This is a genomic window from Paenibacillus luteus (assembly GCF_006542765.1).
Lineage (GTDB): Bacteria > Bacillota > Bacilli > Paenibacillales > Paenibacillaceae > Pristimantibacillus > Pristimantibacillus luteus.
This window is the reverse complement of record NZ_SKCD01000008.1, coordinates 21,802-33,975: the sequence shown is the minus strand read 5'-3', so window position 1 is coordinate 33,975 and position 12,174 is coordinate 21,802. Positions and strand designations below refer to the sequence as shown.

General features: G+C 47.8%; 10 protein-coding genes. 8 read left to right on the top strand and 2 right to left on the bottom strand.

From position 1 onward, the window contains the following. Nucleotides 1–104 precede the first annotated feature (104 nt). Together E0496_RS05825 and E0496_RS05820 are read left to right on the top strand one after the other, a co-directional pair. Nucleotides 105–971 (top strand): ATP-binding cassette domain-containing protein, encoded by an 867-nt coding sequence (locus E0496_RS05825; protein WP_141500706.1) that lies wholly within the window; start codon nt 105–107, stop codon nt 969–971. Beyond that, nucleotides 961–2,727 carry an ATP-binding cassette domain-containing protein gene (locus tag E0496_RS05820; RefSeq protein WP_141500705.1) on the top strand — a complete coding sequence of 589 codons (1,767 nt, stop codon included), beginning with the start codon at nt 961–963 and terminating at the stop codon, nt 2,725–2,727. Before E0496_RS05825 ends, E0496_RS05820 begins: the two co-directional genes overlap by 11 nt. On the opposite strand, the gene E0496_RS05815 is transcribed toward E0496_RS05820, so the two are convergent. Continuing rightward, nucleotides 2,701–3,309 carry an HAD-IA family hydrolase gene (locus tag E0496_RS05815; protein ID WP_141500704.1) on the bottom strand — a complete coding sequence of 203 codons (609 nt, stop codon included), beginning with the start codon at nt 3,307–3,309 and terminating at the stop codon, nt 2,701–2,703. The two genes, E0496_RS05820 and E0496_RS05815, sit on opposite strands and share 27 nt — an antisense overlap. Then, complete coding sequence (locus tag E0496_RS05810; RefSeq protein ID WP_141500703.1) at nt 3,306–4,520, bottom strand: MFS transporter; 1,215 nt, start codon at nt 4,518–4,520, stop codon at nt 3,306–3,308. The genes E0496_RS05815 and E0496_RS05810 overlap by 4 nt, the downstream gene beginning before the upstream one ends. Before the next feature lie 166 nt (nt 4,521–4,686). Here E0496_RS05810 and lepB point away from each other — a divergent pair, with 166 nt between their 5' ends. The 6 genes from lepB to E0496_RS05780 all read left to right on the top strand — a co-directional run bounded on the left by lepB (nt 4,687) and on the right by E0496_RS05780 (nt 12,145). Then, entirely contained in the window at nt 4,687–5,229 is a 543-nt protein-coding gene (gene lepB, locus E0496_RS05805) for a signal peptidase I (protein WP_141500702.1), read from the top strand. A 16-nt stretch (nt 5,230–5,245) separates the two neighbouring features. Next, complete coding sequence (locus E0496_RS05800) at nt 5,246–6,187, top strand: DUF4184 family protein (RefSeq protein ID WP_141500701.1); 942 nt, start codon at nt 5,246–5,248, stop codon at nt 6,185–6,187. 190 nt (nt 6,188–6,377) lie between these two features. Then, nucleotides 6,378–7,856 (top strand): sensor histidine kinase, encoded by a 1,479-nt coding sequence (locus E0496_RS05795; RefSeq protein ID WP_141500700.1) that lies wholly within the window; start codon nt 6,378–6,380, stop codon nt 7,854–7,856. Beyond that, nucleotides 7,834–8,523, top strand: coding sequence for a response regulator transcription factor (locus E0496_RS05790; protein ID WP_141500699.1), 690 nt, complete (start codon nt 7,834–7,836; stop codon nt 8,521–8,523). Before E0496_RS05795 ends, E0496_RS05790 begins: the two co-directional genes overlap by 23 nt. Nucleotides 8,524–8,547: 24 nt before the next feature. After that, nucleotides 8,548–11,571: an efflux RND transporter permease subunit gene (locus tag E0496_RS05785; RefSeq protein ID WP_141500698.1), complete on the top strand. Its 3,024-nt coding sequence runs from the start codon at nt 8,548–8,550 to the stop codon at nt 11,569–11,571. Between the two features lie 346 nt (nt 11,572–11,917). Next, complete coding sequence (locus tag E0496_RS05780) at nt 11,918–12,145, top strand: hypothetical protein (protein WP_161601325.1); 228 nt, start codon at nt 11,918–11,920, stop codon at nt 12,143–12,145. Nucleotides 12,146–12,174: the final 29 nt, after the last annotated feature.

Genomic DNA, 12,174 nt, shown 5'->3' with positions numbered 1-12,174 from the left:
GGTTACGACTCCTTTATGTAGTTGCGATTTTATTGTTAACCATTTATATTTAAATTAGGTTAACAAATCGAATTGTAGCATAGCCAAACGTTTTGGGGAAGAGGTTGGGTGAAATTTTTTTGGAGCATATCGTTCAAATCGAATTGAAGCAAGTGACGGTTATTCCGCCGTTGATGCACGAAGGGCAGAAGCGCAAGCCGATCATTCAAAATGTATCTATGATGATCCATAAAGGGGAATGGATCGCGCTGATTGGACGTAACGGAAGCGGGAAAAGCACGCTTGCCAAAGTGGCAGCAGGCTACCGCGCTGCTGGCGTGACGGGAAAAGTTGCGAATCATTTCCACTCGGCTGGGAAGGGCAAGCCGCTTCCGATCGTTATGCAGCAGCCGGAGGCGGCAATGGTAGGCGCAACGCCTTGGGAGGACGTCCTGCTTATGCTAGAGCAAAATGAGCTGCCCGCTGGCATCATCCCTATGGAAGCAGAGCGTGCTTTGCAAAGCGTAGGCATGGGAGAGCGGCTTCACCAGCCGCTTGGCACGTTATCGGGAGGACAGAAACAGCTTGTTGCCATCGCCGGATGTATTGGAATGCAAACGCCATTGCTCGTGCTGGACGAGGTAACAGCGATGCTTGACCCTGAGGCATCCAGCACAGTATTAAAACAGGTAAGGGAACTGCATGAGAAAGGCGCAACGGTTATTTGGATCACTCAGAAGCTGGAGGAGCTGCTGGAAACGGACCGGTTAATTGCGATGGACGAGGGTACAGTTCTATTTGACGGGCAAGCGGGTGCCTGGTTTGAAAGATCTGCACCATCAGCGAAGGACAGCCTTTGTGAACAGCACGGCTTTGAAGCGCCATACGCCGCTCAAGTGGCATGGGAGCTTGAAGAGCGCGGCATCCGGCTAACGCCTTTTCCTTTTACAGCTGAGACGCTTGCGAAGGCGGTGAGCTGCTATGGGCGCTGATTGGAAGCTGAGCAGCGTTGACGTCTATGCCCAGAGCGGCGCAGCACAGAAACAGCTGTTGCATGAAGTGAATCACACCTTTAAAGCAGGACAAATAACGCTGTTAGTTGGACGTAATGGAGCTGGGAAATCAACGCTGCTTGAAACGATGACAGGCCTTCACAGCATTCACAAAGGCTCGATTATGATGGGAAACGAATCCCTTTGGATAAAACGAGGAAGAAAAGAGCGCCTAAACCCTGAAGTGACAATGAAGCTAGGGCTCGCGATGCAAAATGCCCAATCGCAATGGTTTGCTGCCAGTGTGCTTGAAGAGCTGAGGTATTCGCTGAAACCCTATCAGGTGAGTGGCGAAGCTGCGGAAGCGAGAATGGAGAGGGCGCTTAACGAGGCTGGATTGCCGCCAGAGATGTTGACGCAAGATCCATGGACGCTCAGCGGCGGCCAGCAGCGAAGGCTCTCACTTGCCTGCTTGCTGGCGTGCGAGCCGGAATGGCTGCTGCTCGATGAGCCGACGGCGGGGCTTGATGCCGTCGGCATTCAACGCCTGTGCGCGGTATTGGCAGCGCACAGGGCGTCAGGGCGCGGAGCGGTCGTAGCCACGCACGACCTCGACGCGCTGCTGCCGCTGGCGGACGCGGTCGCCGTGGTCAGCGGCGGCACGGTCCGCGCAGCGGCACCTGCGGCGGCGATGAAGCATGCCGCCGCCGCGCCGCAGGCGCTCCGCGTGCTGGCGGAGCTGCACGCGGAGGCGGCTTTGCCGCTGCTGGCGCAGGAGCGCAGCGGCGGAGCGCCGTGGCCAGCTCCAAGTGAGGTAGCCGCAGCGTTAGCATTGGCATTAGAGCGACGGTCAGCCGAGCATAAACTGTTAGAAGCAGAGCAGCTTAGCGTAGCTGTTCATAAAGCTATTCAGGCGGCTGGCCCTAATGATTCTTCTAGGTCTAAACAGATGATGCTCGCGGAAGAAGAGGCAGCCAATGTAAGCGAGATGCCAAAGGAAGCGATCAGCCAAACGAGTGGACTGCAGTCCACTCGTTTTGACCCGCGAGCACTTATTTTATCTTATTTAGTATTGGCAGCAAGTATATTCATGCAACAATCCGGCTTGGGGCTGCTGCTGGCTGGGCTCGCAACGGTGCTGCTTCTCATTCCGTTTCGAGCGTTCATTCGGCCATGGATCGGCATTCTGCGCGCATATGCCATAATGATTATGATATTTTGTGTGGTAGGCGGAATAGGTCTAGAACCCCTTTCCTTTGATTCCGAGAAGGCTTGGCCGATTGTGCTTCGATTCGGCAAGCTATTTCTGATTATGATGCTTGGCATGCCGCTCCTTAATCTGATGACACCTTACCGGCTTCAGCGCGCCATTGAGCAGACCTTTGGCTGGCTTGGCAAGCTTGGGGTGCCGATTCATTCTTTCGCATTAATCGTAACGCTTATTTTTCGGTTTATTCCTTTGCTTACAGGGGAGTGGGAGAGATTTGCAAAGCTGGCGCATGCCAGAGGGAAGGCAGATACGCCGCTTCGCAAAGTTCCTCTCAAAAACGTACATGCCGTACTTATTCCATATGTCCGGTCGATTTTGCGGTTAGCGGAGCAAATGTCAGATGCCCTAGAGGCACGAGGATTTGGTTATAAGAAGGGAAAACCGGTCTACGCCTTCCGTCTCCGCTTTGACCGCTCCGATGCCTGGTTGCTAGGCATTGCGGGAGGTTGCGGATTGGGACTAATTATCATTAGAAGCTTGCTCTAACGCTTGCTCTAACAAAGGTTGTACAAGCGAAATCCATAAACCAGCTTCATCGGCAAGCATCGTGTGCCAGCCGTGCAGCGCTGCTTGAGCTACATTTTTGGACTGGTCATCAATGAATAAAATATAGCTTTCTCGTGGAAAATGATATGCTGCTTTATTGAAAATAGCCGGGTCTGGTTTCTTAAGCGCCGTCTGGCTGGAAATGGTTATGCTTTTTAAATAAGGCTGTATGGGTTGTATGATATTCGCTACCCATCCAGACAGGTGATTGCTAAGTAGATGAATATCCGCTATTTTGCTCCATGCAGCGATTTTCCTTAGCGCAGGCAGTGGCTGGAGACTTCGATCAATCATTGTTTTCGCATGTTCCTGAGTGAGTAATGGAGCATAAGCACTTACCCAATGCCAAAAATCGTGTTCTGAAATTTCACCAGTCCACAATTGGCTGCTTATTTGATTTTTATATTCACAGTATAATGCCTCTTCAGATAGCACAGTTTCCGCAGCAAGCAGCTGCCAAAAGAGGGGCGACAAATTCGTTGCCAGTACGCCTCCTATATCCAGAACGAGTTGAGGTCTCATGATCTGCCTGCCTCCTCGGCATATTCTCCGTCAACTTTGACGACGGATTTTCGTTCGCTCAGCGCCCATACAAGCACGAGTATGAATGCAGCGGCACCTAGCAGCGAGCCAAATAGGAAGCCGCTGTTCAGGCCCCAGCTTTCGTTGAGCCACCCCGCGAGAAAAGGCCCGGAGAACATCCCGACAGCATATAGCGCCTGGTACAAGCCCATGGCTGTTGCCCGTCCGGCATGCTCGACATCACGAATGGCGAGCCCTAGCAGCAAAGGCATGTGTAGTCCTTGAGCAAAGCCATTTATGGCTTGGGTGATGACAAGCATCTCCATCGAACCGGTAAATGCCATGGCAGCTGTACAGACTGCACTAATGAAAAAGCCTGCTCCGATGGTGCCCCAGTAGCCGAAACGCGGAGTAAACCATCTCGCTGTTACCAATGAAGCGAATGCATGAGGTAGCATAAATGCAAATACGAGCAGAGTTAGCTTCACGCCATTTGCACCCATTTCGGCCGCTTTCAACGGTGTGAATCCGAACATCGTTATAAAGAGTACACCGTGCGCAAGGATAGACAACAGCGATACCTGTAGCAGCGTTTTGGTTCGCACGACGTTTTTGATCATGGCAAATGACATGCCTGGCTGTTCGCGTTGATTTGCTCGTGGCTCTTTAAGCATCAGTGCCAGCAGCAGCCCGATGATGGCGATAATGGCACCAAGGGTAAAAGGTGCGTTCGGACTAAAGCCGTCCGTGAGCCATCCGCTAAGCAGCATGCCGATCATTTGGCCGGAGACGGTCATCACGCTTATATTGCCCATGGCTCGGCCGGTTTGTCCACTTCCAAAATAGCTCGCATATAGCACCGTGAAAGCAACCCAGGTAGATGCGCATACGCCAGCCATCAGCCGACCTGCCAGTGGCCATATCCAAGGGCCAGGGATAAGAAACAGCAGGCAGCTTATTCCAGCGGTCAGCATGCCAAGCAATATGAACGGCTTGCGCTTGCCGAAGCGGTCCGATAGGATGCCTAGCGGAAACCGAACAAACATCTGGACAAGACCATAGCTGCCAAGTACGATGCCGATAAAGGGCAGGGAAAAGCCGCGATCACTTAAGTAGGGCGATAGGGTTGGAACGTAAACATACATAGAAGTCCAGTACAAAATAGTGATTGTCGTAAACAATAGTCTTTGTGTAGCGGGTATGGCATTCATGGCTCATAAAAACTCCTCTCGCTATCACTTTATCGCATGGCAGCTTCCGTTGTCACTTCCTATTTTGCCAGCCTATATGGAAACTTTCTCCAAAGTGCTGCGTATGAATGATGTGGCTTTTTATGTACAATTAGAATGTAAATATCAACTGAAGAGGTGAAGGCTGATGCAATTGGAGACAAAACACAAAAAAAACTGGCTGAAGGAATTACGGGAATGGACGGTATCGCTTGGCATAGCCGTTGCTGTAGCCATGTTGTTCCAGACTTATGTCTATGCGCAATCAGAGGTTCAAAATGTGTCCATGCAAAATACGCTTGTGGCAGGGCAGCGCTTGATTGAAGATAAGTGGTCCTATCATTTCCATGAGCCGCGCCATGGGGATATTGTCATCATAAATGGTCCAGAGAGCGAGCTTCGCCTAATCAAACGGGTGGTTGGCATTCCTGGAGACATCATTGATATGCATGATGGGGATGTATACATAAACGGAGAGAAGCTGGACGAGCAGTATGTAAAAGGACAAACCTTTGCGGGGAGCGTGACGCTTCCCTTCACAGTAGAAGAAGGTCAGTTATTTGTCATGGGAGATAACCGTGAACATAGTTTGGATAGCCGTGCAATCGGGCCGATTTCAAGATCAAGTATTGAGGGTAAAGCCGTATTCCGGATATGGCCGCTTCCTAAATTCGGGACGTTGAACGAATAGAAGGAGCTGATATATCATGCCCTATACGTTAGCTCATCCTTTGTTTGCTGCACCGCTTCGAAAAATTTTTCCTTATTTAAGTTTAACCGGATTGATTCTGGGCAGTATGGGGCCAGATATGGAGTATTTTATAGCCATGCAGCCTTTTCAAACGATCGGACATTCTTTTGCTGGCTTCTTGCTGCTGGTTCTCCCCATGTGTGTTGCTTTTGCCCTTGCCTTTCACAAGATTATAAAACCTTCATTGCCTGATCTTCTTCCTAATTTCGGAGTCATACGGGCATATGCTAGCTTCCTAAACCGGCCGTGGCATTTATCTAAAGGGAAAGATTGGCTGCGCTTCATCATTTCGTTGTATATCGGGTTTTTGACCCACGTATTTGTCGATCATTTTACGCATAGCAGCGGGTGGTTCGTTCAGCGCCTGCCTTTCCTGCAAAGCTTAATCATGGGGGACTACGTGTACCATATACTCCAAATGTCGTTTTCGCTGCTGGGCCTGGCAGCTCCATGCTTGTATTTGCTGTTGAGCTATTCAGCTTGGCGCAAGAAGGAACAGGGATTAATCACAAGCCATCATGCACAAAGCCCCCTTAAACACTGGGGGCTTCTGCTTTTTCCGGCATTAGCGCTTTTTACAGCGAAATTAATGGGATCAGGCAGCATTTTTTCCATTAGCATATGGGCTGTTGCCCCAATTACCTCAGCTTTATTCGGACTCTATGCTGCTTCACTGCTGCTAGTGGCAGCAAAAAATCAAAAGATCATGAGAGCGATCTTTGTTCTTATCATATTGGTTCTATTAATGGGCTTCTATAAATATTGGTCGGATCAGACGGAGTTTTCCATCTCGTTGTGGGTGCTGTACCAATTCGGATTATCGACCGTTATCGCAACCGGAGCTATTTTATGTCACAAAAATCCTAAATTTAATGATATGAATTATTCGCGTCCTTAATTATAAGTCATGTAAAATATCCTATATAAGTTGAACGAAAGCGAACAAAACGAAAAATTTCATTCAACTTATATAGTCATTAAAACCAAACGTAATAATTTTGTAAGAATTGGTTACAAGTTCGTTTAGAAATAGCCGTTATGATGAACCATAGATTAAACAATATCCAACTAGCGAGGCGTGAACGTGATTGTCCATTCGAGTAAAGCTGTATATGTCTTACTTGGCCATGGTGTTTGTGCCGGTGATTCTCATGATTGCTTTTATGCTCTTCTTTTTTTATGCCGGCGGGATTGAGGATGTACGCGAAGCATTCGACAAAGAACGCAAAGAGCCATATCTTCAAGCACTTGTGTACGGCGAGCTGTCTTACGTGCTGGAAAATGACGCCGGAAAGCTGGAAGACAAGGAGTATCTTAGTGATATTCAACAGAGGCTTGGTGATCTGTGGGCGGGATACCTCTTCTCGAAGGATGGAAAGATTACATCGGTTGCTCCATTCCTGGAGCAGGTAGCGCCCGGTCAAAATTGGCAACGGCTGCTTGAGGAGCCTCCGGCTACAGTCGCTTTCAGCTCGTACCGATTTGAAACGTACAATATCGATTTCAAATATCCCGACGGAAGCGATGGCAGAGGCGTTCTGTTCCGACGCAACGACACAGTCCCCATCTACTGGAGGCCTGTCGGCACAGCTTTTTCATTGGCATTCATTGGCTTAACGAGTTTGCTGCTGACCTACTTTGTGTCCAGAAGCATTATAAAGCCAATCAAGAAGCTGGAAGCGGCCGCACTGCAAATTAAGGACGGTGATTTATCCCGCAAGGTGGAAGCCACCACACGAGGAGAAATTGGTCAGCTCAGTATTGCATTTGAGGAAATGAGAGTGAGATTAAAGCATTCGATTGACCAAAGCCTTCAGTATGAAGAAAATCGAAAGATGCTGCTCTCACATATTTCACATGATTTAAAGACGCCGATATCGGCGATTAAAGGTTATGTTGAAGGAATTATGGACGGAATTGCGAACACGGACGAGAAACGGACGCGTTACATGGAAACGATCTATCGCAAGGCTACGGATATGGATCAATTGATTGATGAATTGTTTCTTTTCTCGAAGCTCGATCTCCAAACGGTCGCTTTTGATCTTAAAGTGATGGATTTCAGCCGGTATATGGAGCATTTTATGGACGAGCAGCGCTTTGATTTAGATAAATCTGGCGTCACGCTTCATTATACAGCGCATGAAGTCGGCTCGATTTTCATTGCGGCGGATCCGGATAAGCTAAGCCGGGTGCTTACCAACATTTTGAACAACTGCGTCAAATATATGGGACAGCAATCGTCACAAGAAACTAAGACGATTATAGTGCGAGTGAAGGAGCTTGATCAATTTGCTTTAGTGGAAATTGAAGATACGGGACCAGGAATTGAAAAGGAAGATCTCCCATACATCTTTGACCGTTTCTACCGAGCCGAGCAATCCCGTAACTCAGAGACAGGAGGAAGCGGGCTTGGCCTAGCGATTGTTAAACAAATTATTGAAGGGCATGGCGGCATGGTTTGGGCGGAAAACGCAGAGCATGGGGGTGCCCGGTTCTGTATGAAGCTTCCTAAATCAGGTGCTGTCAAAACGGTGGATGAGCATGAAGAGCATACTGATTATTGAAGACGAAAAAGCCATTGCCGAGCTGGAGCGCGATTATTTGGAGAGCTATGGCTTTGACGTGCATATTGAAGGGCGAGGCGATGTCGGACTAGAGAAAGCACTGGAAGGAAAGTTTGACCTCATTATTCTCGATGTGATGCTTCCTAAAGTAGACGGATTTGAAATTTGCCGCCAAATCAGGCAGACGGTCAATATTCCGGTGCTTATGGTTACGGCAAAGAAAGAGGATATTGACAAAATCAGAGGACTTGGCCTTGGCGCAGATGATTACATGACTAAGCCGTTTAGTCCGAGCGAGCTAGTTGCACGAGTAAAAGCCCATTTGGCGCGATACGAGCGGTTAACCGCAGACAAGACGGAACGAGGTGATCATATTCGCATACGAGGGATTTTCATTGATAAGCCTTCCCGTAGAGTGATGATTCACGAGAAGGAAGCGATGCTTACCTCGAAGGAATATGAGCTGCTTCTCCTGCTTGCTTCGTTTCCTAATCGCGTTTTTGAGAAAGAAGAGCTGTTCGAGCGGATTTGGGGTCTTGATTCGAACGGCGACGCAGCTACGGTTACGGTCCATATTCGGAGGCTGCGCGAAAAAATAGAGCATGACCCATCCAAACCGCAATATATTGAGACGATTTGGGGAGTAGGCTATCGATTTAAAGTATAGATAGAAGATGAGGAGTGGAATATTTTGAAAAGCATCATACGATTTTCGCTAAACAACAAATTTGCTTTATGGATCTTGACTCTGCTTGTACTGTTTGCAGGACTTTATTCTGGATTGAATATGAAAATGGAAACACTGCCAGATATCACAGTACCAATCGTAAGTGTTACGACGGTATATCCCGGCGCAGCCCCTGAAGAGATCATGGAAAAAGTTACGAAGCCAATCGAGCAGCGTACCCGTAATCTAAAAGGCGTAAATGTCATCAGCTCAACCTCATACGAGAATGCTTCATCTGTCGTCATTGAGTATACTTATGAGACGGATATGGACAAAGCCGCTGAGGAAGTGAAAAATATACTGAGTGAGGTAGCGCTGCCTGATGGGGCACAGGATCCTTCGGTCTCAAGACTCAGCCTCAACGCTTTCCCAGTATTGTCGCTCAGTCTGTCTAATGACAATATGGATCTGGAGCAGCTTACAAATGAATTGCAGGAAAATGTTTTGCCGCGCCTGCAAGGCATTGACGGCGTAGCCAGTATCCAAGTTTCCGGACAGAACGTAAAGGAAGGCGAATTAGCCTTTAAAACCGATAAGCTAAAACAAATCGGCTTGACAGAGGATATGGTCAAAGGCATTATTCAAGCCTCGGCTTTATCCGTTCCGCTTGGTATTTATGAATTTGGCGACTCTGAGAAAGCCATTCTCGTCGACGGCAACATTTCCAGCGAGGAAGATTTGAAAAATCTAGTTGTCGTGCCAGGCGTCAAACTAAGTGATGTTGCTGATATCACTATCGTCGGCAAAGCAGAATCGATCTCACGCACAAATGGCAAGGATGCTATCGGAATCAACGTTGTGAAATCCGCGGATGCCAATACTGTCGATGTCGTGAATAATGTTAAAGAGGAAATTAAAGAGCTGGAAAGCAAAAACGAAGGATTATCATTCGTTATGACACTTGATCAAGGCAAGCCGATCGAGGATTCCGTCCACACGATGTTAAGCAAAGCCATCATTGGGGCCTTGTTCGCAGTTATCATTATTATGATTTTCCTGCGTGACATTCGTTCTACCATTATTGCTGTTGTGTCCATTCCATTGTCGATCCTGATCGCGCTGCTTATATTAAGCCAAATGGACATTACGCTGAATATTATGACACTTGGAGCGATGACCGTTGCTATCGGTCGGGTTATCGATGACTCTATCGTCGTCATAGAGAATATATATCGCCGAATGTCGCTCTCTACAGAGAAGCTAAAGGGCAAGGATTTGATTCTTGACGCAACCAAAGAGATGTTTGTGCCAATCCTAGCTTCAACGATCGTAACCATTGCAGTATTCGTTCCGCTTGGTCTTGTATCCGGAATGATTGGACAAATCTTCCTGCCATTTGCTTTAACGATCGTCTTTGCTTTGCTGGCATCACTATTGGTAGCCATTACGGTTGTTCCAATGTTAGCTCATATGATGTTCCGCAAAGGCATGAAGCCAGGCAAGGCACATCACGAAAAACCGAGCCGGATGGCCGAGTGGTACAAAGGTGTGCTGAAATGGTCGCTTAATCATAAACTGATTGCTTTTGGCTTGGCCGTTGTGCTTCTAATCGGAAGTTTGTTCCTTGTGCCTGTCATCGGCACAAGCTTTATCGCAGGCGATGAGCAAAAAATGATGGTTGTTTCTTATAATCCTGCACCAGGTGAAACACGTGAGCAGGTCGAGAAAATGGCGCTTGAAGCCGAAAAACAATTGCTTGATCGTGAAGGCATTAGGGTTGTGCAGTATGCCGTTGGCGGACAAAATCCATTTAGCCCAGGAGCGTCAAAGCAAGCCTTATTCAACTTAAGCTACGATGAAGATTATGCGGATTTCAATGCAGAGAAAGAGAAGATTGTGCCGCTTCTCCAAGAGCTTGGCGGGAAAGGCGAATGGAAGCAGCAGGACTTCACAGGCGGCGGTCTAGGCGGCTCTGGCGTATCAATGCTCGTTTACGGAACGGATATGAAGGCTCTTCAACCCGTTGTTGATGATTTAATGACGAAGCTGGCTGAAAATAAAAATTTGAAAAATATTGATTCCAGCTTGTCTGAAACTTATGAACAATATCGATTGGTAGCCAATCAAGAGAAGCTTAGCCAAAATGGTTTGACTGCCGGGCAAATTGCAATGGCCCTTAGTCCTGTTCGCGAACGTCCCGTACTTACTACCATAGAGAAGGACGGGGAGCAGTTCAACGTTTATGTGAAGGTGGAAACCAAAACCTACACGAGTAAGGCAGATCTTGAAAATGTCATGCTGACGTCTCCACAAGGAGCAGAAGTTGCGCTTAAAGATTTGGTTACGATTGAAGAAGGAGAATCTCCAAATACGATTACCAGACGCGATGACCGGATTTATGCAGAGGTTTCTGCGGATGTAACCGTATCTGATGTAGGTAAAGTGTCTACAGAGCTTCAAAAAATGATCGATGAAACCGATTTGCCAGCTGGCGTTGATATTGATATGGGCGGCGTAAGCGAACAAATTAATGAGTCGTTTACTCAGCTTGGCCTGGCAATGCTGGCAGCTATCGCTGTTGTATATCTAGTACTAGTCATTACTTTCGGAGGCGGATTAACGCCATTTGCAATCCTGTTCTCCTTACCGTTTACGGTAATTGGAGCATTGGTGGGGCTTCTTATTGCGGGTGAAACACTCAGTGTAACCGCGATGATCGGGGCGCTGATGCTGATCGGTATCGTAGTTACGAATGCCATCGTACTCGTTGACCGCGTCATTCAGAAGGAAAAAGAGGGCATGACTGTGCGCGAGGCTTTACTAGAAGCAGCAGGCACGCGCCTTCGTCCAATTCTAATGACGGCTATAGCAACGGTAGGAGCATTGCTGCCGCTTGCCTTCGGTTTTGAGTCAGGTGGTCTGATCTCCAAGGGAATGGCAGTTACTGTCATCGGTGGTTTGACAAGCTCAACGCTGTTGACGTTAATTATCGTCCCTGTCGTATACGAGTTCCTGAACCGTAAACGCAAGGTTAAGACAGCTGAATAAGTTATCATATCGAAATGCAGAGTTTAATGAATAGGCAGCCTCCATGGTCATTGACCAAGGAGGCTGCCTTCTTTGATCTCTGAGAGCTGTAATATACGTGGTCTATTAATAACGCAACTAGGCAAATGCAACAGTAACACTAGCGGAGCTAACTTCATACGTATATGTCATGAACAATCAACGACATTAGACCGTTTCAACCGGATGTATCTATGCCATTTCTCATTTGTCTAACGCGTTGATAAACTCATGAACACATAACGGAGGTTACGGAAAATGGATGAGTTTAAAAATGATTTGCAACATTTGAATATGGATCCTTACAAAACAAGTGGGATGACACCAAATGCCGGCCAAGGGCAAGTCGATCCTAACCAAGCGCGTTTATGCGTTGGATTTTGCATTGGATTCTGCATTGGATTTTGTTCTTGTGGCGGTTGTGGTGGCTGCGGCGGCTGCGGCGGCGGTTGCGCACGATGTGCTGGTTGTGCTCGATGTGGAGGCTGCGCGCGATGTGCTGGTTGTGCCCGCTGTCGTTGAGCAACTGTTAAGCAATCGTTGTCAAAAAAACTAGTCCAAAATAAAATGCGAAACGCCTCTACA

Bases quoted from the DNA above. Each gene is read 5' to 3' on its own strand.
- E0496_RS05780 (WP_161601325.1), top strand. From the start codon at position 11,918: ATGCCGGCCAAGGGCAAGTCGATCCTAACCAAGCGCGTTTATGCGTTG.
- lepB (WP_141500702.1), top strand. From the start codon at position 4,687: ATGCAATTGGAGACAAAACACAAAAAAAACTGGCTGAAGGAATTACGG.
- E0496_RS05810 (WP_141500703.1), bottom strand. From the start codon at position 4,520: ATGAATGCCATACCCGCTACACAAAGACTATTGTTTACGACAATCACT.
- E0496_RS05800 (WP_141500701.1), top strand. From the start codon at position 5,246: ATGCCCTATACGTTAGCTCATCCTTTGTTTGCTGCACCGCTTCGAAAA.
- E0496_RS05815 (WP_141500704.1), bottom strand. From the start codon at position 3,309: ATGAGACCTCAACTCGTTCTGGATATAGGAGGCGTACTGGCAACGAAT.
- E0496_RS05790 (WP_141500699.1), top strand. From the start codon at position 7,834: ATGAAGAGCATACTGATTATTGAAGACGAAAAAGCCATTGCCGAGCTG.
- E0496_RS05820 (WP_141500705.1), top strand. From the start codon at position 961: ATGGGCGCTGATTGGAAGCTGAGCAGCGTTGACGTCTATGCCCAGAGC.